Here is an 18,916-nt window from a genome sequence, read left to right as displayed (position 1 = left end):
ACATGGGCGGGCCGACACATGTTGGTCTCGCGTTTTCCTGCATTTGCGGTCAGTTGAAGGGGCACATCTCGGACCGGGGCGTTCGGCTTGGAACCCATGTCGAGTGCTTTTGTCATGACTGCCGCGCGGCGCAGCTGTATTTCAGGCAGCCCGACCCGGCCCCCGGCCCGGTTGACATCTTCCAGATGGCACCGGATGAAATCGAAATCACCGCCGGAAGCCAATTCCTTTCAGCCATGAAGCTTGGCCCAAACGGCATGCTGCGATGGTATGCCAGCTGCTGCAACGCCCCGCTGGCAACGACGCCACAGACCGCACGTTTACCTTTTGCAGGATTTATTGTCGGCAGGATTGCCGGTGATGTTTCCGCATTGGGGCCGGTCACGACCCGTGGGTTTGTCCCTCGACCCGATGGCAAACAGAAACACGAAAAGGTCAGGTTTGCGGCGTTTGGCCTTTTGCGCCGCACCTTGCAATCGCGCCTGTCAGGACGCTGGAAGAATACGCCGTTTTTCGACCCTGAGACCGGCAAGCCCGCGGTCGTACCGAAAGTCATTTCGAAAGACGAACGGGCGGCGCTTTACCCCTAGACAAACCTTTGCGGGATGTTCAGCCAGGTTTCCAAGGCTTTGTTCACGGCATCGGGCGCTTCAAGCGGCAGAAGATGTCCGGCATTTTCGACGACCTCCAACGCTGCCTCCGGTATCAGGTCAGACATGAAAGAATGCCGTCTGACCGGGGTTAGCGTGTCATGGGCGCCGCACATGATCAAAGTGGGAACCTTGATGCGGCGCAACGTTCCCTGTTGGTCGGGCCGGCGCTGCAAGGCACGCATTTGACGAACGAACGCCTCGGCGCCCATATCATTCGCCATTGTCAAAAGATCATTCAGAATTGGGATTCGCCTGGGCCCCGGTGCCAATGTATCGGTGCCGACCAGTTGGCGCATGACCTCTTCCAGCCGCCCACCCAGGGCACCAATGATCAGGTCCTCGCGACTGGCCGCGATCTGAGGTGTATCCGCCTGAGCGTCCGTCGACATCAGGCACAGGCGCGACACCCGTTCCGGTGCCCGCCGGATCAACTCCAACGCCACAACACCGCCCATGCTCAGGCCGACCAGGGCAAACCGATGGGGAAGCTGATCCAACAACCCCGAGGCGATTTCTTCAATACGTTCGCCTCCGGAAACAGGTGCAACAGTGACAGGCCGTACCCGTGACAGCACCTCGATCTGAGGCCGAAACAGGCGGGCATCACACATCAATCCAGGCAACAACACCAGCGGCTCGATCACGCGGGGGTCTCCATCTGCTCGGTTTTCCGAGTCCTTCCAGTTGTTGTCAGGATGAAAGTTTTGCCGCAACCGGGCAAGGAAAACTTCACGGGTAGGCGATTGCTCGAAATGCCGGGAAATCGGCGTAACGGGATTGCCGGGCCGCAAGGTCTTCACCGGGCTCAGCGCCGGGCTTCAACAGACATCCACGCGGAGCAATATAGCTGTCGATCCGACGATGCGGTCTGGGCCGCCACACAAGGTTGAACGCGCATAGCTTGGGGAAGAACCAGATTTCGGAATACTCCAGATGATCGTGCATCCACCACGCCAGATCCCGCCAATCCCTGCCCCGCGCATATTGATCCGCGAACCACGGGATGACGATGGATGCCCCGGCGATCCGCGCATCCCCTTCCCTGCGATCCCAGATATGGCATTCCAACGGATTGTCGTTTCGGGCGCAGTTCAGTTTGTTTTCATTGCCAAATCGGTTCAAGGACGGTGAGCGGTAGCCCGACCTGACCGCGACCCGGCCAAATGTCTCTTCCAAAGGGTCAAGAAGGGTTTCGCAAAACGCGCGGCCTGTTTCGATCGCCAGATCCGGGTTGTCCGGAATATTCTGCACTTGGTGGAAATTCCCGATTTCCGAATACAGAAAATCGCGCATGAAGAAATGCCGGGACAGGCGGACGCGACCCAGGGTCTCAAGGCTCCACATGCTGCCCGGCTTACGCATCTTGCATCCTTTTTCCCGATCAGGGTTTATTCCACCCCCAAGCCCTTGAGCCACTCCAGAATACCAGCAACGGTGGCATCCGTTTGACCCGGCGACATCAACCGCCCCGCGACAACATGTGAAGACGGATCATCACCCGACCCCATAGTCACCAGCCTGACCGTTGCCGGAGCGCCCCAGGCCTCGGCCACTTTGTGCGTCCGGTCTGGCCGCACAACCTGATCATCATCCGAAAACCAGAACAACGCAGGTATCATGGCCTCAGAGAAATCCAGCGCATAGACCGTATCCACCAGCACGGACATCGGCACGACGGCTTCCCACGGGTAGACCGACGTCCAGTACCTGTTCTTCTCGGGGTCCGGCCCTGACACATCGCGTTCCGGCCCCATGAGAACGGGCAACCAACTTCTTGCCCAAGGCAACGAAGGCACCCACGCCGCGACGGTATTCACACCAAAGTTCGGCGAGACGAAGACCATGCCAACAACGTCCTGGCTCAGGTCGGCATCCAACGCAGCGGCCGCCGCCAGCGTTCCTCCGGTCGAGGTGGAAATCACGATCACCTTTTCCCCGACCGCGCGCGCCGCTGCCAGCCCTTCGGCAGTGTCCTGCATCCAGCCCGAGGCGGTGCCTTCGGCCATCGCCGGCCCATCCCGACCGTGACCTTGCAACCGCGTGTAGACCAGATTGGCGCCCAAAGCGTCAGCCACCAGTTCAGGCACGGGGCGGATTTCCTCGGAACTTGCCGAAAAACCGTGGATGTACAAAACAGAATACGGCGTGCGCTGTTCCTTGAAACCGTCCTGCCAGACCACGCGCTTTTCTACACCCGGAACGATGTCATCATAGGCAGATTCGGTGCTTTCAAAATAAACCTGAACACCTTCACCAAATTTCCGAGAATCAAAAGTCGGGTGCAGGTTCACTTCCTCGCGCGGGCCGAACCAGTAGACAAGGCCGCCAAGAACAACCAGCGCCAGAAGAGCGCGCCCCAGAAACCAACCAAAGCGCCGCATCAGGCTTCTCCCAACACATCAAGAACCGCGGTCCCGATCAAACCCAGGCACTTCTCGTCCGAGAAGCGATGATCGGCCCCCTTGACCAACAGCAGCCGCATGTCGGAACCCGCAGCATGTTCCAGCAGCCGCACGGCTGTTTCAGTTGAAACTGCCGTGTCTGCGGTGCCTTGCAGGAAACGAACCGGGAACGGCAGATCCAGAACGCCCCGCAGAACCAGATTCTGGCGTCCGTCTTCGATCATGCGCTTGGTGATGATATAGGGTTCCATATAGTCGGACGGCAGCTCGACATGACCGACAGTGTCCAGCGCAGCTTTTTGTTCGTCGCTGAACGAAGCCCAGTAACCGTCTTCCGTGAAATCAGGCGCGGCAGCGATTGTGACCATGCCTGCGATTCGCTCGGGCATGACCTTGGCCAGCAGCAATGCCTGCCATCCCCCCATCGACGAACCGACAACGACCAAGGGTCCGTCCGTCAATGCCCTTACCGCTGCCAATGTGTCCTGATGCCAGTCGCCAATACAGCCCTCGGTAAACGCGCCCGAGCTTTCGCCGTGGCCGGAATAATCGAACCGCAAGAACGATTGCCCCCGCGCCTGCGCCCAGGCTTCCAGATGCACGGCCTTGGTGCCTTCCATGTCCGATTTGAGCCCGCCCAGAAAAACGATGGTCGGCCCTGCCCCTTCGGTCTTGTGATAAGCCAGTCGCCGCCCCTGCGGCGTCTCCAGAAAATTCGTCGCTGCCATGACACCTTCTTTCCTTTTACTGCATCATGCACGCCCCACCCCCGAGTGCAATTCCGCCCACTTCATCTTTTTCCAAATACTCCGGGGAGCGCGAGGGGCCGGCCCCTCGCCCCCACTCTTGACTCAGGCACATCCACCTGCCACATGAGCCGAACACACATAACCCGCAACCGGGCGTTCAGTGGGCGCCAAACCGACGAGGAGAGCCGATATGGCCCTGGATTCTCAATCCGTCTCTCTCACCTTTCCCGATGGCAATGCACGCACCTACGCCGCAGGCGTCACGCCCGCGCAGGTGGCTGCCGACATCTCAACCTCGCTGGCCAAAAAGGCCATCTCGGCCACCGTTGACGGCCAGCACTGGGACCTGCAATGGCCCATCGAATCCGACGCGCAGATCGCCATCCACACCATGAAGGATGAAGCCCAGGCCAACGAGCTGATCCGCCACGATCTGGCCCATATCATGGCCCGCGCAGTTCAGGAGATCTGGCCCGCCACCAAAGTCACCATCGGCCCTGTCATTGAAAACGGCTGGTATTATGACTTCGACCGTGAAGAACCGTTCACGCCGGAGGATCTCGGCCTCATCGAGAAGAAGATGAAAGAGATCATCAACAAGCGTGATCCCGTCACCACCGAGGTCTGGGACCGCGAGCGCGCGATCGAGTTCTACAAGGCCAACAACGAACCCTACAAGGTCGAGCTGATCGAAGCCATTCCCGGCGACGAGCCGCTGCGTATGTACTGGCACGGCCACTGGCAGGATCTGTGCCGTGGTCCGCACCTGCAACACACCGGTCAGGTTCCGGGGGATGCGTTCAAGCTGATGTCCATCGCGGGCGCCTATTGGCGTGGCGACAGCGACCGCGCGATGTTGCAGCGTATCTATGGCGTGGCCTTCACCGGTAAGGAAAAGCTGAAAGCGCACCTGCATATGCTGGAAGAGGCCGCCAAGCGCGACCACCGCAAGCTGGGCCGCGAGATGGACCTGTTCCACATGCAGGAAGAAGCCCCGGGTCAGATTTTCTGGCACCCCAACGGCTGGACGATCTACACCCAGTTGCAGGACTACATGCGCCGCCAGCAGCGCAACGGCGGCTATGTCGAGGTCAACACGCCGCAGGTTGTGGACCGCAAACTGTGGGAAGCTTCGGGCCATTGGGACAAGTATCAGGAAAACATGTTCATCGTCGAAGTGGACGAGGAACACGCACGTGAAAAGGCAATCAACGCGCTGAAACCGATGAACTGCCCCTGCCATGTGCAGATCTTCAATCAGGGCCTGAAGTCCTATCGCGACCTGCCGCTGCGCATGGCTGAGTTTGGCTCGTGCAACCGCTATGAACCGTCAGGTGCGCTGCACGGTATCATGCGCGTGCGCGGCTTTACCCAGGACGATGGACACATCTTCTGCACCGAAGACCAGATCGAGTCAGAAACCGCAGAGTTCATCCGGTTCCTGTCCCAGATCTACAAGGATCTGGGATTCGAGAACTTCTCGGTGAAATTCTCGGATCGCCCCGAGAAACGATCGGGGTCGGATGAAGTCTGGGACAAGGCCGAAGCCGCGTTGCTCAGCGCGACACGTGCTGCCGGGATCGAGCCGGAGCTCAACCCCGGCGAAGGCGCCTTTTACGGCCCCAAGCTGGAGTTTGTTCTGACCGACGCGATCGGTCGCGATTGGCAATGCGGCACGCACCAGGTTGACTTCGTGCTGCCCGAACGGCTGGATGCCACCTATATCGGCGCCGACGGCGGCAAACACCGTCCCGTTATGCTGCATCGCGCAACCTTGGGTTCGTTCGAGCGTTTCATCGGTATCCTGATCGAAGAACACGCAGGCAAGCTGCCCTTCTGGCTTGCCCCGCGTCAGGTCGTGGTCGCCTCCATTACCTCCGAGGCGGATGACTATGTCGCCGAAGTGGTCGAAACCCTGCGTGCTGCCGGCGTTCGGGCCGAAGCCGACATTCGCAACGAAAAGATCAACTACAAGGTTCGTGAACACTCGGTTGGCAAGGTTCCGGTCATTCTGGCCGTCGGCCATCGCGAAGTTGAAGACCGCACTGTCAGTGTCCGGCGTCTGGGTGAAAAACAGACGCAGGTACAACCGCTTGACGTTGTAACAAACGAGCTGTCCCAGGCAGCCACCCCACCGGATTTGCTGTAACAATCGGCAGGAAATCGCAAGAAATCTGGCCCCCAATTTGGGGCCAGATTGAAACATTCCCCCCTTTCTTCATCAAAAACAATGCATTACGCTGCAAGAGGGCACGCCGCCCCCTGACGTGCTTGTGAGACACGGGCTCGTGAATTCAACTCTGTCCACCAAGCTACTACCTTTGTCATTGTCACAAGCAGACATACCCAGTCATCAAGAGGATTACCGAGATGTCGAACACAGCCAAGTCCCTGGTTATCGCAACCGCAGTCGCAGCCGCCGTATCGGGCGCCGCAACCACTGCATCCGCTCAGGCAAAAGAAAAATGCTATGGCGTATCGCTGGCCGGTCAGAATGACTGCGCCGCTGGTCCCGGCACCACCTGCGCGGGCACCTCGACCGTTGATTATCAGGGCAACGCATGGACCCTGGTCGATGCAGGCACCTGCGCGGATATCGAACTGCCCGCACAGGCAGACGGCACCCCGCGCAAAGGCTCGCTGGAAGCTCAGGATCGCGACCTGCCGGCATAAGAACGGCCTGACGAATTCAGGGGGCGGGCACCATCGCCCGCCCCTTCCCTTTCGTGATCAAGGAACTGGCCCATGTTGGATGATGCCCACAGGTCGAACCGCCTGCCCGCAGCTCCGGGCGTAGGTTACAAGCCGCAACACTTCGCTCAGATACTTGAACACGCGCAACCCGTCGCATGGCTGGAAATTCATGCGGAGAACTATATGGGCGATGGCGGGCGGCCTCTGGCGCAGCTGCGCCATCTTTCCGAACAATTCCCGATCTCGGTCCATGGCGTTGGCCTGTCCATCGGCGGCGAAGGCGCGCTGGACCCTGATCACCTGGCCCGGCTGAAACATCTGGTAGGCTGGCTGAACCCCGCCAGCTTTTCCGAACACCTGGCCTGGTCCACCCATGACACCCATTTCTACAACGACCTGCTGCCCCTGCCCTATACCGACGCAACACTGACACGCGTTTGCGATCATATCGATCAGGTTCAGGACACCGTCGGACGGCAGATGCTGTTGGAAAACCCCTCAAGCTATTTGGCTTTTGAGGAAAGCACCTGGTCCGAGCCCGACTTTCTGCGCGAAATTGCACGTCGTACCGGATGTGGCTTGTTGCTGGATGTCAACAACGTCTTTGTCTCTGCCACCAATCTGGATTTCTCTCCTCAGGGTTACATCGATGCCTACCCACTTGAAAAAGTGGGGGAAATTCACCTTGGCGGCCATGACGAGGATGAAGACGATCACGGCCATCCGCTGCTGATCGACAGCCACGGGCGTGAAGTGGTCGACCCGGTTTGGGCGTTGTTGGATTACGTGCTGGAACGTACGGGGCCGAAACCCGTCCTGGTCGAATGGGACACCGACGTCCCCGACTGGCCCGTTTTGCGAGAAGAGGCCGTTCGCGCGCAGACCGCCCTGGAACGGATCCCGGCATGAGCGTTTCGCAATCCGAATTTCGCGCAGCCATGATGGATGCGTCAGCCCCTGTCCCCGAAGGTTTGCTGGACGCCGAGGCGCAGCCAGCAGGTCGTCGGTTCAGCGTCTATCGCAATAATATCGCCGTGTCCTTGACCGAGGCGATGCATCAGGCGTTTCCAGTCATCACCAAGTTGCTGGGGCCGCAGAACATGGATGGGCTGGCCGGGATATTTCTGCGCCAGCACCCGCCATCATCACCTATGATGATGTTCTATGGTGAAGCCTTTCCCGATTTTCTGGCTGGAATGCAGCAGCTTTCGCATCTTGGTTACCTGCCGGATGTGGCGCGGCTGGAACTTGCGTTGCGCAAGTCGTACCACGCCGCCGACAGCCAACCCGCCCCGGCAGACGCACTGGCCGCAGACCCCGAACAAGTCATGCGGGCCCGGTTGCGTTTTGCCCCGGCCATGCGGGTGGTGCGCTCGGACTGGCCCATTCACGCGATCTGGCGCTTCAACACCGAATCCGACGCGCCGAAACCGGTTGCCCAAGCCGAGGACGTATTGATCACACGCCCGGAATTCGACCCGGTTGCCCAATTGCTGCCCGCCGGCGGCGCCGATTGGATCGCCTATATGCAAGGTGGCGACATGATCGGCGAAGCGTTTGAGAAAACAGCGGCGGAGCAACCTGAATTTGACCTTGGAACCACTCTGGCACTGCTTTTGCAGGGCGGTGCAATAACTTCTGTGACTATCGAAAGGCTGGAGACATGACTGCCCTGATCTCACTTCACAACAACGTTCTGGGAAAGGTGGACCTTGCGTCCAACTGGCTTACACCCACGCTGGCGCGGCTGGTCTTTGTCGCTGTCCTTCTGGTCTATTACTGGAACTCGGCAATGCTGAAGATCGACGGTTCGATCTTTTCACCTTCGGCAGGTGCCTTCGGTCAGATTTTCCCCAAAGCCGCCGAAGCCGTCCTTTACGACGTATCCCAAATGACGTTCTTCCAACGTATCGTCATTTTCTTGGGCACGGTTGCAGAATTCGTCCTTCCTGCGCTGCTGCTTGTCGGTCTGTTCACCCGCCTGGCGGCCTTGGGCATGATTGGTTTCATCTGGGTGCAGACTCTGGTCGATGTTACTGGCCATGGCGTGAAACTGGGCAGCCTGTTCGACGCAGCGCCATCCATTATGGATCAGCGCACGATGTGGACGTTCCTGATGCTGGTGATCGTGATCAACGGTGCGGGGCCCATCTCACTTGATCGGATTCTGCGTCTGAAATGACCTAGAAATGCGCTTTGGGCTGGTCCGGTTTACCCGCTGCCAGCCCAAGCACCCCGGCAACCCCGGCAAATGCGATCGGGAACATGGTGAAGACACCAAATCCGAATGCATAATACATCGCCCCCGCTGAAATCAGCAGCAGGATCCCGGCAACAAGGGCGCGCGCGGGCGCCATCGCCCCCCCGACAATAGCCAACAAAGGCGCGATGATCGACACGGCCTGAATCAGATCAGGGTTGTCTACCTGCCTCAGAACGCCGTCTATCTCGCCGACGTGATCGATCACGACCACTTTCGCATATCCGAAAAACCCGACGATCATCCCGATCAGCCCGGCAATCACGCCCAGGATCATGGCGGCATTACGCATTGAAGGTCCTCACTGTTGCTTGCAGGCACATAAGCATTTCTTAAGAAATACCAAGCTGCATGCGTGTTTCCGCGGTCCAGCCAAGAAACAGCTCTCCATCTTTCTCGATCAACGGGCGCTTCATCAGGGTGGGATGCTCTTTCAACAGTTCCAAAGGTGCTTTCGCGCGCTGGTTGTCATTCAATCCGCGCCATGTTGTGGACCTGGTGTTGAGCAAAGCGTCGCCGAAGGTGGCAAGCGCCTGCGACAGCACAGCATCCGGCACACCATCGCTGCGGACATCCACGAACTCTGCGTCTGGCAACGTTTTCAATGCCTTGCGACAGGTGTCACAAGTTTTCAGTCCGTAAAGGCGCATGTTTTTTCTGCTCCTACATTTGATCGCATTTTGGGCAAACTTGCCACTTTCAGGCGGTTATTCTTGATTTTTTACTTCACCGTGCAATGTTGAAAAAGGCGAAACACACGAATTGGACTGTTCAGGAACTGCCAAACAGTCGTTTTTGTGGTGACGCTGACCACAGCCCCCACCAATTTGTGGGACAATGCGCAAGTAGAAGGAGACACGGGACATGCCAACCGGCACCGTGAAATGGTTCAATACCACTAAAGGTTATGGTTTTATTGCCCCTGATGAAGGGGGCAAAGATGTGTTTGTACATATCTCGGCCGTAGAACGGTCCGGCCTCACCGGACTCGCAGACAATCAGAAAGTCTCGTACGAGTTGCAGGACGGACGCGACGGCCGACAAATGGCTGCGGAATTGAAGCCGTTGTAACGACATCGCCGCTGATCGCGGGATTAATCCATTAAGGATGGCGGCCAATTTCCGGCCGTCAACCACCCCCTACCGGGCCTGTTCCATTACCCGCGCGCGGATGGTTCATTTGCGCGACGTCAATGATGTGTATCCGTTGCAATGGTGTCGGATACCCCGGGTTCCTGCGGCCAGCCCTCAGCCCGGCCCTCATGCCGGAATTCCCAGGCTTTCATTGGTTGCTCGGGGCAACGCTGGCACGTTGCGACGCTTGTCGTTCCGATTTCAGGTCATCATGCATACGTCGCAAAACCCCACACACTGCCCAAGCGATGGGCCGCTTGGCATGACAATCCGAACACATTGGCGCCGGGCAAATTCGAATACTATTTGCGAATGATCTCTTCGAACTCACGCCACTCCCGAGCCGTCATGCCCGAGCTTTCCTGCGTGACGTCCTCACCCGCCAGCATGCGTCGCAGGCTTTCGACCATCTGAGCGGACAGGTTGACGGCCCCAAGACGGTAATCCTCGAATGCTTTGTAGGCAAAGGGCACCCAGTCGGCGACGATCTTGCACATCGTATCAGCGTAAACGCGGATCTCATATTGAGCATGAGGGTCAGCGCGCAGGCGCAGGAAGTGGAACAGGTTGTGCAGGTCGACCTTCCAGTACCACTGCGTATAGATGTTTGCGGGCAGGTTCATCCGCGCCAATTCTCGTGCCAGACCTTGCTGCCCGTCCTGGCTGATCATCGACTCGTAATTGTCATAGCACCGGGCGCTGTCTGCCCTCAGGATGTCCAGAACACGCGCGGCCTCTTCGCCTTCCAGGGCGGATCCACGGCCTTGATTGTTCACCTCTGATTGGGCGGCCACATGTTCGGGTGCGGGAATATAGAACTCACGATCCAGAATCGAATACCGTGCCGAGTATTCATTCACATTGGCCGTACGGTGCCGAATCCACTGCCGCGCCACGAAGACCGGCAGCTTCACATGCAGTTTGACCTCGCACATTTCAAAAGGGGTCGAATGCCAGTGCCGCATCAGATACCGGATCAGACCTTCGTCATTCTGAACCGATTTGGTTCCTTTGCCGTAAGACACACGTGCGGCCTGACAGATAGCGGCGTCATCGCCCATGTAGTCGATGACGCGAACAAAACCGTGATCCAGAACCTGATGCGCGGTATAAAGGTGATCTTCCATTCCCGCTGAAACGACGCGACGAGTGGGATGCGATTGGGCACGTTGCGCTTCGATCTCGGCCTGTTGGTCAGCGGACAGCGGCATCAAGTTTTCCTTTCTGGCAATGAGTCGCCCCCTACTATATCTCGCCAATCGCAACATCGAAACCGCGATATATGCCGCAACCCACGCAAAATTCAGTTCGCCAGACCCGGCGGTCTCGACACACTGGGTCGGCGCGCTAAGCTCTTTGCAAACTGAGTCGAAAAGGATGACCAAAATGGCGCTGACATATCTTCACACCATGGTCCGCGTGAAGGATCTGGAAAAATCCATGGCGTTTTACAAGCTTCTGGGCCTGAAGGAAACACGCCGCTATGACAGCGAAGCCGGGCGGTTTTCACTGATTTTCATGGCACCTCCGGGGCAGGAGGATGCGCCGATCGAGCTGACCTACAACTGGGACGGTGATGACGGCCTTCCCAGCGACAGCCGCCATTTCGGTCACCTCGCCTACGGCGTCGACAACATCTACGAGGTTTGCCAGCACCTTCAGGACAATGGTGTTACGATCAATCGCCCTCCGCGTGACGGTCGCATGGCCTTTGTACGCTCGCCCGACAATATCTCGATCGAGCTTTTGCAAAACGGCGATGCTCTGGAGCCGAAGGAACCCTGGGCCAGCATGGAAAGCGTTGGCCACTGGTGATCCGGTGGGTCATAACACTTGGGCTGGCCGTGCTGGCCAGCCCGATCAAGGCCGAGCCGTGTCGTCTGGCCCTTGCACTGGCCATGGACATTTCAGTTTCGGTCGATGAGGCCGAGGACTTGCTGCAACGGCAGGGTTTGGCTGCTGCGCTGATCGCACCCGAAGTGCAGGAGGCCTTTTTCTCCTCTCCTATGCCGGTTGCTTTGGCTGTTTACGAATGGAGCGGCCGTTCCACGCAGCACATCATTTTGAATTGGTTGCTGATCGAAGATGTTGCCGACCTGCTTTTCGCCTCTGGTCAGATAAGTGCCTCTGTTCGGTCAGATACCGGATCAGCGACCGCCATGGGCCATGCCCTGGCGTTCGGGTCAACCTTGATGAGCCAGGCACCCCAGTGCTTGTTTCAAACGATTGACCTGTCCGGAGATGGTTCCAACAATGATGGCTATGGACCACGGATAGCCTATCGACACTTCGCTTTTCAGAATGTGGTGGTCAATGGCCTCGTGATCAACGCGGCGGATTTTGAAGGCGAACTTTTTCTGATCCCCTTTTTTGAAAACAACGTCCTGCATGGTCCCGGCGCCTTTTTGGAAGTCGCTCAGGGGTTCGAGGATTTCGAACGGGCCATGCGGAAAAAGCTGAAACGGGAATTGAGCGGTTTGCAGATTGGCTCGCTCGATGAAGACCCGCAATAAATCCGCGCCTGATTGATGCTTTTGCGGGCCAGTTCTCTGGACCGGCATTTGACCAAGGCCGGCAGGCCTGTGCATCAGTGCAGGACGCTTTGGTTCTGGCCAACGCACAACCCTGGTCAGTAGATGTATCGGATCTGGTCCGTCCAATACCGCTCCACGCGGCGCAGCGACGTGGTGATGTCTTCGATACCTTCCAACTCCAACACGCCCCTGCTTTGCAATCCTTCGGCGTGACGCGCAAACAGGTCGGACACGATATTGCGGATTTCCCTGCCTCTTGGTGTCAGACGCACGCGAACAGAGCGGCGGTCTATCTCGCATCTCTGGTGGTGCATATACCCCATCTCAACCAGTTTCTTGAGGTTGTAGCTGACATTGCTGCCCTGATAGTAGCCGCGGCTTTTCAGCTCACCCGCCGTCACTTCGTGATCGCCGATATTGAACAGCAGCAGCGCCTGAACCGCGTTGATTTCCAGCACGCCAACGCGCTCGAATTCATCCTTGATGACGTCCAGCAGCAACCGGTGCAGCCGTTCCACCAGGGCCAGCGCCTCAAGATAGCTGGTCATGAACCCCTTGGCTTCCAGCCCGGAGACCTGCATTTCCATACTCATCCGACCCTCCGATTCAGTCGTGCTGTTTGAGACACGATGACCTGAAAGTCCGAAAAATCGGTTAAGCCGGTTTTTTTCTTATTTCTGAAAGGTCTGCGCGATGTTTGAAATCAAACTGGCAAACTGCGCCGGTGGCTGCACCTGACCTGTGACCCATTGATAGAGGTCCTGATCGTTTTCGTGCAGCAGCGCGTCAAAGACATCCAGCCCGGCCGCATCCATATCGGCCAGGTTGCGATCGGCATAAGCGGACAGGATAATGTCCATCTCTTTGATCCCGCGCCGCATGGATCGCATTTTCATTCGCTTGATGCGTACGTCCCGGGGTTCACTCAATTCTTCTGCTCCAGCATCAGACGCATTTTCTTTTCCAGACGCGCTGCACGTTCGGCACAAACCCGCATCTCGCCCCGTATGGCGCGCAGTTCAGCCACGGCGGTTGACAGTTCCATACCGCCTTCACCCTCTTCCACCGGGGCATCCATGCCGTCCCCCTCGCCGGTCAACAGCCACATGATCGAGACATTGACCAGCCCCGCCATCATCGACAATCGGTTCGCGCGCGGCTCGGACAGATCGTTTTCCCAATCGACGATCGTCGTCTTCTTGACACCAAGGCGGCGCGCCAACTCGGCCTGGGTCATTCCGGCCGCTTCGCGAGCGCCTGCCAAACGGTCCCCGAATGTCGCAGAGTCCGGTCCATACCAGTCTTTTTCATCATTCATTCGGGTCTCCAATTCACAGTGTCCATACGGCTTGATCGTCATTCCGACGCACCCTATGACAGTCGGGTTGAACATACAAACCGAGGCCATCCATGAGTTTCCTGTCTGCGACACTGTCACGCGTCAAACCCTCGCCCACGATCGCTATGACAGCCAAGGCCGCCGAGTTGAAAGCCGCCGGGCGCGACGTGATCGGCCTGAGCGCGGGTGAGCCGGATTTCGACACCCCCCAAAACATCAAAGACGCTGCTGTTGCAGCGATTGCAGCGGGTAAAACAAAATACACTGCTCCAGACGGCATTCCGGAACTGAAGCAGGCGGTTTGCGCCAAGATGAAGCGCGATCACGGGCTTGAGTACACGCCCGCGCAGATCTCAGTTGGAACGGGCGGCAAACAGACGCTGTACAACGCCTTGATGGCAACAATGAATGACGGTGACGAGGTGATCATCCCCGCGCCTTATTGGGTAAGCTACCCCGACATGGTTTTGCTGGCGGGTGGAACGCCGGTTGTTGTTGAAACGACGCTGGCCAACAGCTTCAAGCTGACGGCAGAACAACTGGAAGCCGCAATCACCCCCAGGACGAAATGGTTCATCTTCAACTCGCCTTCCAACCCGACAGGCGCAGGGTACAGCCGGGATGAGCTCAAGGCCCTCACCGATGTTCTGATGCGCCATCCGCATGTCTGGATCATGTCGGACGACATGTACGAGCACCTGGCCTATGACGGCTTTGAATTCTGCACGCCTGCCGAGGTGGAACCGGGTCTGTATGACAGGACGCTCACCTGCAACGGTGTTTCGAAGGCCTATGCCATGACAGGCTGGCGCATCGGTTATGCGGCCGGTCCGGTCGAACTCATCTCGGCGATGCGCAAGATCCAGTCGCAATCCACTTCGAACCCCTGCTCGATCAGCCAGTGGGCGGCGGTAGAAGCGCTGAACGGAACACAGGATTTTCTGGCCCCGAACAATGAAACGTTCAAACGCCGCCGTGATCTGGTGGTGCGCATGTTGAACGAGATTGACGGTGTAACCTGCCCGACACCTGAGGGCGCGTTTTATGTCTACCCTTCGATCGCCGGGCTGATTGGCAAAACAACACCCGCGGGAACCGTCATCGAAAACGATGAAGCCTTTGCCACGGCCCTGTTGGAAGAGGCGGATGTCGCCGTCGTGTTTGGCGCGGCCTTTGGCCTGTCACCCAACTTCCGGGTCAGCTATGCTACGTCCGATGCAGCCCTGACCGAAGCCTGCGGTCGAATACAGCGCTTTTGTGCATCTCTGAGGTGAACATGTCTGCCGACCTTCCCGAATACTACTTTCGCATCCGTGAAAACGGGGCTGCCGTGTTTCGGATCGATACGGAAAACCGCCAACGCCGGATCGAGATGGATCAGATTGCCGTCATCAACATCCGCAACGGCGAGGTCAAGCCGCACGGGCAACGGACGTTGTCCGAAAGGGATCAGGCCGAGATCGCCCAATGGATGCAAGAGCGCCGGGCCGTACTGGCCCAGCGCGACATTGACGATATTCACCGCGCTGTCGACTATCTGAACCTGACAACGCAATGGGCGCAGTCCAAGGCAAGCGACGAACAGCTTGAGGATGTGACCGACAGGTTGCTGATGGCGATGCACGATCTGCGCACGGTTCTGGTTCGGAAAAAGGCCGACCGGTTGAGCAAAGACTAGGCCGGTTCCGCCGGTGCCTGCATCTGCCGCACCGAATGCATCCAGAACCGGGCCATCAGCAACACCGCCGCGAAGGCCAGACCAAGCACCAATCCCAGCCAGACACCGATGCCGTCCATCTGACGGACGAAGCCGAAATAATACGACGCCGGGATTCCCACGACCCAATAGCTGAGCGCCGCCATAACCATGGGAATCTTGGCATCCTGCAACCCGCGCAGCAGACCCAGCGCAATCACCTGCGCCCCGTCGACCAGTTGGAACAGGGCAGCCATGGCCAGTAATCCGGTCCCGATAGCCAGGATTTGTCCGCGCTGCGGATCATCGGCCTCCATAAACAGGGAAATCAGCGGCTCGGCATATGTCAGGAACAGGATGACGGTCACGACGGACATGACCAGCGACATGCCCGTCACGGCAATCGCACCTTTCTCCAGGTGCGCCTTGTCCCGGCGGCCCAACGCGTTGCCGGCCCGGATGGTGGCCGCATTGGACAGCCCCAGATGTACCATGAAGGTGGCCGACGCCAGATTCAGGGCGATTCCGTGCGCGGCCAGCGGGACCTGACCCAGCCAGCCCATCATCACGGCTGATGTTGCAAACAGCGACACCTCGGCCAGGGTGGTCAGACCAATGGGCACGCCCAGCTTCCATACGCTGATGAACATTTCCCAATCCGGGCGCCAGAAGCGCTGAAAGAGGCTGTGTTCCGGCAAGGTCCGAACCACATAGACGACAACCGCGACCAGCGAAACGACCTGCGTCGCGATCGACGCGATCGCTGCGCCCATCACGCCCAGCTCAGGGGCGCCCCAGTTGCCAAAGATCAGCGCATAGTTGGTAAACCCGTTCACAACCGCCGCCGCAACCGTGATCCAAAGCACGATCTGAGTTCGCTCCAGAGCCGCAAGGTAGGATTTCAACACCATCACGATGAGCGCCGGAAACAACCCCCAACCGGCAACGCGCAAATACTCCGACGCAGTTTCAGCGATATGCGGCTCTTGTTTCATGGCGATCAGGATCGGATAGGACCACCACAACAACGGCATGACCACCGCAGCATACAGCAGCGACAACCACAGCCCCATGCGGGTCGAGCGGCGAATGCTGGTTTCGTCCCCTTCTGCCGCCGCAGTGGCAACCATCGGCATGACGGCCCAGCCGAACCCCGCGCCAAACAAAAACAAAACGAAGTAATAGCTGCTGGCCAAGGTAACGGCTGCCAGCGCCTCGACCCCGTACCAGCCCAGCATGATAGTGTCGGTCAGGCCAATGGCAAACTGCGCCAGGTGGCCACCGACCAACGGCAGGCCAAGCACGGCAATCGCCCGAAAGTGGGCCGGATATGTCATCACTTTTGTCATTGCACCAGCCATATGCGCGGGCTTGGCGCGGGACAAGAGAAGATCACTAAAATTTCAATATGAGACTCCGGTGCCTACTCACACGACAGGAGCAGGCACCGTGGCGGTTAACGGGCGTCCGGGTGCAATGCTGTACCCAAAATATGCTCGGACCGGTGGATGACGTGATGCGCCTGCCCCACGATCAACGGATCGGGTTCACCCACAATGTCGTGATCCTTGCCCGGATAGTCCAGCGTCGACAGAAAATGCCGCATGCAATTCAGGCGCGCGCGTTTCTTGTCATTCGATTTGATGATCGTCCACGGCGCGTCCGCGGTATCGGTGTAAAAGAACATGGCCTCTTTTGCTTCGGTGTAATCGTCCCACTTGCTGAGGCTGGCCTTGTCAATCGGTGACAGCTTCCACTGTTTCAGAGGATCCGTCTCGCGACTTTTGAAACGACGCTGCTGTTCTTCCTGCGTGACCGAGAACCAGTATTTGTAAAGCTGGATGCCCGACCGCACCAGCATCCGCTCTAACTCCGGCGTCTGCCGCATGAACTCCAGGTATTCATTGGGAGAGCAGAAGCCCATCACCCGCTCTACACCCGCGCGGTTGTACCAGGACCGGTCATAGAACACCATTTCGCCAACTGTAGGCAGTTCCTGAATATAGCGCTGATAATACCATTGCCCCTTTTCTTCCCAAGTGGGTTTATTCAAGGCCACGACCCGGGCCTGACGCGGATTGAGGTGCTCCATGAACCGCTTTATCGTACCGCCCTTGCCAGCAGCATCGCGCCCTTCGAACAGCAGAACGAAACGCTGCCCGGTTTCCTGCGCCCACAGCTGAACCTTCAGCAACTCTGCCTGAAGCTTAGCCTTCTGTTCTTCGTACACCGACCGCGCCATCTTGCGGCCGTAAGGGTACTTGCCGCTTTCAAACGCCTGCCGGATCTTTTCCGGGCTGGGCTCTGCGACCTCTGCAACCGGGGTCGGCCCAGTCTTGGTCTGAGTTGAATCTACTTTGACCCGAGCAATGGCATCCATAAATTTTTTCCTTTTCTGTTGTCCCGAAAGCGAGCTAGCAGAAAGGCCAAGGATGCGCTTTGATTGGGGTCAAATTGATGCCTCAAAAACCCATGAATTCCAAACCGGATCCGAGGTTCCGATGCAAACGCCGTTTTTCAAGCTGTGCCCAAGCGGACCTTGCCTGAATCCTCAATGACATCTTTTTGAACCGCCCTCGGTCAACATGGCCAAATCTGGCGCCCGTATAGCGCACCGGATCTGCCGATACCCCTTGCTTCAGGCTTTATCGATGCCCCCAATCGTCAGGGTTGTCCGAGTTGTTGGGCGACAGACCCAATTCGTCGCCTTCCGTCGAACATCCCAGCCCCAGAACTGTCCGGTTCGCATACGAAAAGTAGGAACAGACTTGATTGATCTCGAGGATTTCTCCATCGTCCCACCCCGCGTCACGCAGAGCGATCACATCCGCTTCGACCAGATTGCCCGGATCCTCGGTCAGCTTGCGTGCATAGGTCATGGCCGCCACCTGCGCTGCATCCAATGGCGCGGCCGCCGGATCGCGCGCTTCGATCGCCGCCCGGATCGCATTTCCCCGTTCTTCATCGCCCAGCAACCGCTGCAACCCTGCGAAATGGTGTTCGACGCAATATCCGCATCGGTTCAGCGAGCTGACCCACACGCCCAGCACCTCGAGAAACCATTTCGGTATCTTGTTGCCCGAGTGATGCAGCACCGCCTTGTAGATCGCCATGTGCCCTTCCATCGAATGCGGACGCAACGAATGCGCCATCATGATATTGTCCACATTGTTGTCCGGGCCCCTGACGCGGTCATAGAGTTTCTTCAGCCTGCCCGTGGCCTGCTCGAATGGGATGGTTCTGATCCAGCTCATTTGGCTTCCTGTTGACGTGATTGCCTGTTGTTCAGAGACTAGAAGCGCATTGAGCCCGAGGCGAGACGAATTCGCCACCTTGTCAAAAAGAACCCGGACCAGCGCAGACCGCAATTCGAATGTCGGTCCGGTTTCCCCAAGCACCAACATGGCATGTCCATTCAAAGCCCAGCGAGCATCCGCCCTCAGCCACCAGTCGTT

General features: G+C 58.1%; 24 protein-coding genes. 11 read left to right on the top strand and 13 right to left on the bottom strand.

The annotated features are described in order from the left end of the window. Positions 1-2 precede the first annotated feature (2 nt). Positions 3-590: a DUF6151 family protein gene (locus tag ACR0DJ_RS04415; RefSeq protein ID WP_480684002.1), complete on the top strand. Its 588-nt coding sequence runs from the start codon at positions 3-5 to the stop codon at positions 588-590. On the opposite strand, the gene ACR0DJ_RS04410 is transcribed toward ACR0DJ_RS04415, so the two are convergent. The 4 genes from ACR0DJ_RS04410 to ACR0DJ_RS04395 all read right to left on the bottom strand — a co-directional run bounded on the left by ACR0DJ_RS04410 (position 587) and on the right by ACR0DJ_RS04395 (position 3,783). After that, entirely contained in the window at positions 587-1,297 is a 711-nt protein-coding gene (locus ACR0DJ_RS04410) for an alpha/beta fold hydrolase (RefSeq protein WP_480684001.1), read from the bottom strand. The two genes, ACR0DJ_RS04415 and ACR0DJ_RS04410, sit on opposite strands and share 4 nt — an antisense overlap. Positions 1,298-1,382: 85 nt before the next feature. Then, positions 1,383-1,997 carry a hypothetical protein gene (locus tag ACR0DJ_RS04405; protein WP_480684756.1) on the bottom strand — a complete coding sequence of 205 codons (615 nt, stop codon included), beginning with the start codon at positions 1,995-1,997 and terminating at the stop codon, positions 1,383-1,385. Between the two features lie 44 nt (positions 1,998-2,041). Then, positions 2,042-3,034 (bottom strand): alpha/beta hydrolase, encoded by a 993-nt coding sequence (locus ACR0DJ_RS04400; protein ID WP_480684000.1) that lies wholly within the window; start codon positions 3,032-3,034, stop codon positions 2,042-2,044. After that, a complete protein-coding gene (locus ACR0DJ_RS04395; RefSeq protein WP_480683999.1) occupies positions 3,034-3,783 on the bottom strand; it encodes an alpha/beta fold hydrolase in 750 nt (249 codons plus the stop codon). Before ACR0DJ_RS04395 ends, ACR0DJ_RS04400 begins: the two co-directional genes overlap by 1 nt. Positions 3,784-3,994: 211 nt before the next feature. Between ACR0DJ_RS04395 and thrS the strand changes: the two genes are divergently transcribed. From thrS to ACR0DJ_RS04370, 5 genes are all read left to right on the top strand, one after another. After that, positions 3,995-5,953, top strand: a complete 1,959-nt coding sequence (thrS, locus tag ACR0DJ_RS04390) for a threonine--tRNA ligase (protein WP_480683998.1) — start codon at positions 3,995-3,997, stop codon at positions 5,951-5,953. 221 nt (positions 5,954-6,174) lie between these two features. Next, complete coding sequence (locus ACR0DJ_RS04385; protein WP_170343841.1) at positions 6,175-6,477, top strand: BufA1 family periplasmic bufferin-type metallophore; 303 nt, start codon at positions 6,175-6,177, stop codon at positions 6,475-6,477. Between the two features lie 72 nt (positions 6,478-6,549). Continuing rightward, the gene (gene bufB / locus ACR0DJ_RS04380) at positions 6,550-7,407 is read left to right on the top strand and encodes an MNIO family bufferin maturase (RefSeq protein ID WP_171205527.1); all 858 of its coding nucleotides are present in this window, start codon (positions 6,550-6,552) and stop codon (positions 7,405-7,407) included. Further along, the gene (locus ACR0DJ_RS04375; RefSeq protein WP_480683997.1) at positions 7,404-8,165 is read left to right on the top strand and encodes an HvfC/BufC family peptide modification chaperone; all 762 of its coding nucleotides are present in this window, start codon (positions 7,404-7,406) and stop codon (positions 8,163-8,165) included. Before bufB ends, ACR0DJ_RS04375 begins: the two co-directional genes overlap by 4 nt. Further along, entirely contained in the window at positions 8,162-8,680 is a 519-nt protein-coding gene (locus tag ACR0DJ_RS04370; protein WP_170343838.1) for a DoxX family protein, read from the top strand. The genes ACR0DJ_RS04375 and ACR0DJ_RS04370 overlap by 4 nt, the downstream gene beginning before the upstream one ends. Position 8,681: 1 nt before the next feature. Here ACR0DJ_RS04370 and ACR0DJ_RS04365 read toward each other — a convergent pair whose 3' ends face one another. Both ACR0DJ_RS04365 and ACR0DJ_RS04360 read right to left on the bottom strand, forming a co-directional pair. Continuing rightward, complete coding sequence (locus ACR0DJ_RS04365) at positions 8,682-9,050, bottom strand: hypothetical protein (protein ID WP_170343837.1); 369 nt, start codon at positions 9,048-9,050, stop codon at positions 8,682-8,684. 40 nt (positions 9,051-9,090) lie between these two features. Further along, a complete protein-coding gene (locus ACR0DJ_RS04360; protein ID WP_170343836.1) occupies positions 9,091-9,408 on the bottom strand; it encodes an ArsC/Spx/MgsR family protein in 318 nt (105 codons plus the stop codon). Between the two features lie 214 nt (positions 9,409-9,622). Here ACR0DJ_RS04360 and ACR0DJ_RS04355 point away from each other — a divergent pair, with 214 nt between their 5' ends. Further along, on the top strand, positions 9,623-9,829 hold the full coding sequence (locus tag ACR0DJ_RS04355) for a cold-shock protein (RefSeq protein ID WP_152458488.1): 207 nt from the start codon (positions 9,623-9,625) through the stop codon (positions 9,827-9,829). Positions 9,830-10,194: 365 nt separating this feature from the next. Here the strand turns inward: ACR0DJ_RS04355 and thyX are convergent, their stop codons facing one another. Beyond that, positions 10,195-11,103: an FAD-dependent thymidylate synthase gene (gene thyX / locus ACR0DJ_RS04350; protein WP_170343835.1), complete on the bottom strand. Its 909-nt coding sequence runs from the start codon at positions 11,101-11,103 to the stop codon at positions 10,195-10,197. A gap of 175 nt (positions 11,104-11,278) precedes the next feature. On the opposite strand from thyX, the gene ACR0DJ_RS04345 reads away from it, so the two are divergent. Both ACR0DJ_RS04345 and ACR0DJ_RS04340 read left to right on the top strand, forming a co-directional pair. Then, complete coding sequence (locus ACR0DJ_RS04345; protein ID WP_170343834.1) at positions 11,279-11,707, top strand: VOC family protein; 429 nt, start codon at positions 11,279-11,281, stop codon at positions 11,705-11,707. Next, positions 11,704-12,405, top strand: coding sequence for a DUF1194 domain-containing protein (locus tag ACR0DJ_RS04340; protein ID WP_480683995.1), 702 nt, complete (start codon positions 11,704-11,706; stop codon positions 12,403-12,405). The genes ACR0DJ_RS04345 and ACR0DJ_RS04340 overlap by 4 nt, the downstream gene beginning before the upstream one ends. Before the next feature lie 116 nt (positions 12,406-12,521). Here ACR0DJ_RS04340 and ACR0DJ_RS04335 read toward each other — a convergent pair whose 3' ends face one another. From ACR0DJ_RS04335 to ACR0DJ_RS04325, 3 genes are all read right to left on the bottom strand, one after another. Further along, positions 12,522-13,019, bottom strand: a complete 498-nt coding sequence (locus ACR0DJ_RS04335) for a MarR family winged helix-turn-helix transcriptional regulator (protein ID WP_371807722.1) — start codon at positions 13,017-13,019, stop codon at positions 12,522-12,524. 78 nt (positions 13,020-13,097) lie between these two features. Then, positions 13,098-13,322 (bottom strand): succinate dehydrogenase assembly factor 2, encoded by a 225-nt coding sequence (locus tag ACR0DJ_RS04330; RefSeq protein ID WP_170344713.1) that lies wholly within the window; start codon positions 13,320-13,322, stop codon positions 13,098-13,100. Between the two features lie 29 nt (positions 13,323-13,351). Then, a complete protein-coding gene (locus ACR0DJ_RS04325; protein ID WP_170343832.1) occupies positions 13,352-13,744 on the bottom strand; it encodes a helix-turn-helix domain-containing protein in 393 nt (130 codons plus the stop codon). Between the two features lie 92 nt (positions 13,745-13,836). Here ACR0DJ_RS04325 and ACR0DJ_RS04320 point away from each other — a divergent pair, with 92 nt between their 5' ends. Beyond that, a complete protein-coding gene (locus ACR0DJ_RS04320; protein WP_425078509.1) occupies positions 13,837-15,039 on the top strand; it encodes a pyridoxal phosphate-dependent aminotransferase in 1,203 nt (400 codons plus the stop codon). Between the two features lie 2 nt (positions 15,040-15,041). After that, positions 15,042-15,443 carry a hypothetical protein gene (locus ACR0DJ_RS04315; protein WP_480683994.1) on the top strand — a complete coding sequence of 134 codons (402 nt, stop codon included), beginning with the start codon at positions 15,042-15,044 and terminating at the stop codon, positions 15,441-15,443. Here the strand turns inward: ACR0DJ_RS04315 and ACR0DJ_RS04310 are convergent. From ACR0DJ_RS04310 to ACR0DJ_RS04300, 3 genes are all read right to left on the bottom strand, one after another. Continuing rightward, positions 15,440-16,810 (bottom strand): MATE family efflux transporter, encoded by a 1,371-nt coding sequence (locus ACR0DJ_RS04310; RefSeq protein WP_170343829.1) that lies wholly within the window; start codon positions 16,808-16,810, stop codon positions 15,440-15,442. The genes ACR0DJ_RS04315 and ACR0DJ_RS04310 overlap by 4 nt on opposite strands. A 107-nt stretch (positions 16,811-16,917) precedes the next feature. Beyond that, positions 16,918-17,841: a polyphosphate kinase 2 gene (gene ppk2, locus ACR0DJ_RS04305; protein ID WP_170343828.1), complete on the bottom strand. Its 924-nt coding sequence runs from the start codon at positions 17,839-17,841 to the stop codon at positions 16,918-16,920. 265 nt (positions 17,842-18,106) lie between these two features. Then, a complete protein-coding gene (locus ACR0DJ_RS04300; RefSeq protein WP_480683991.1) occupies positions 18,107-18,715 on the bottom strand; it encodes a carboxymuconolactone decarboxylase family protein in 609 nt (202 codons plus the stop codon). Positions 18,716-18,916: the final 201 nt, after the last annotated feature.

The organism is Ruegeria sp. BF10, from assembly GCF_056538725.1.
The sequence above is the reverse complement of the archived record's forward strand: the minus strand, read 5'-3'. Positions and strand labels throughout refer to the sequence as shown.

Excerpts from the sequence above, each read along its gene's own strand:
- ACR0DJ_RS04400 (WP_480684000.1), bottom strand. The coding sequence starts at position 3,034 with ATGCGGCGCTTTGGTTGGTTTCTGGGGCGCGCTCTTCTGGCGCTGGTT.
- ACR0DJ_RS04315 (WP_480683994.1), top strand. The coding sequence starts at position 15,042 with ATGTCTGCCGACCTTCCCGAATACTACTTTCGCATCCGTGAAAACGGG.
- ACR0DJ_RS04385 (WP_170343841.1), top strand. The coding sequence starts at position 6,175 with ATGTCGAACACAGCCAAGTCCCTGGTTATCGCAACCGCAGTCGCAGCC.
- thyX (WP_170343835.1), bottom strand. The coding sequence starts at position 11,103 with ATGCCGCTGTCCGCTGACCAACAGGCCGAGATCGAAGCGCAACGTGCC.
- thrS (WP_480683998.1), top strand. The coding sequence starts at position 3,995 with ATGGCCCTGGATTCTCAATCCGTCTCTCTCACCTTTCCCGATGGCAAT.
- ACR0DJ_RS04345 (WP_170343834.1), top strand. The coding sequence starts at position 11,279 with ATGGCGCTGACATATCTTCACACCATGGTCCGCGTGAAGGATCTGGAA.
- ACR0DJ_RS04320 (WP_425078509.1), top strand. The coding sequence starts at position 13,837 with ATGAGTTTCCTGTCTGCGACACTGTCACGCGTCAAACCCTCGCCCACG.
- ACR0DJ_RS04405 (WP_480684756.1), bottom strand. The coding sequence starts at position 1,997 with ATGTGGAGCCTTGAGACCCTGGGTCGCGTCCGCCTGTCCCGGCATTTC.
- ACR0DJ_RS04355 (WP_152458488.1), top strand. The coding sequence starts at position 9,623 with ATGCCAACCGGCACCGTGAAATGGTTCAATACCACTAAAGGTTATGGT.
- ACR0DJ_RS04330 (WP_170344713.1), bottom strand. The coding sequence starts at position 13,322 with ATGAAAATGCGATCCATGCGGCGCGGGATCAAAGAGATGGACATTATC.
- ACR0DJ_RS04365 (WP_170343837.1), bottom strand. The coding sequence starts at position 9,050 with ATGCGTAATGCCGCCATGATCCTGGGCGTGATTGCCGGGCTGATCGGG.
- ACR0DJ_RS04300 (WP_480683991.1), bottom strand. The coding sequence starts at position 18,715 with ATGAGCTGGATCAGAACCATCCCATTCGAGCAGGCCACGGGCAGGCTG.
- bufB (WP_171205527.1), top strand. The coding sequence starts at position 6,550 with ATGTTGGATGATGCCCACAGGTCGAACCGCCTGCCCGCAGCTCCGGGC.
- ACR0DJ_RS04415 (WP_480684002.1), top strand. The coding sequence starts at position 3 with ATGGGCGGGCCGACACATGTTGGTCTCGCGTTTTCCTGCATTTGCGGT.
- ACR0DJ_RS04360 (WP_170343836.1), bottom strand. The coding sequence starts at position 9,408 with ATGCGCCTTTACGGACTGAAAACTTGTGACACCTGTCGCAAGGCATTG.
- ppk2 (WP_170343828.1), bottom strand. The coding sequence starts at position 17,841 with ATGGATGCCATTGCTCGGGTCAAAGTAGATTCAACTCAGACCAAGACT.
- ACR0DJ_RS04335 (WP_371807722.1), bottom strand. The coding sequence starts at position 13,019 with ATGAGTATGGAAATGCAGGTCTCCGGGCTGGAAGCCAAGGGGTTCATG.
- ACR0DJ_RS04395 (WP_480683999.1), bottom strand. The coding sequence starts at position 3,783 with ATGGCAGCGACGAATTTTCTGGAGACGCCGCAGGGGCGGCGACTGGCT.
- ACR0DJ_RS04310 (WP_170343829.1), bottom strand. The coding sequence starts at position 16,810 with ATGACAAAAGTGATGACATATCCGGCCCACTTTCGGGCGATTGCCGTG.
- ACR0DJ_RS04370 (WP_170343838.1), top strand. The coding sequence starts at position 8,162 with ATGACTGCCCTGATCTCACTTCACAACAACGTTCTGGGAAAGGTGGAC.
- ACR0DJ_RS04375 (WP_480683997.1), top strand. The coding sequence starts at position 7,404 with ATGAGCGTTTCGCAATCCGAATTTCGCGCAGCCATGATGGATGCGTCA.
- ACR0DJ_RS04325 (WP_170343832.1), bottom strand. The coding sequence starts at position 13,744 with ATGAATGATGAAAAAGACTGGTATGGACCGGACTCTGCGACATTCGGG.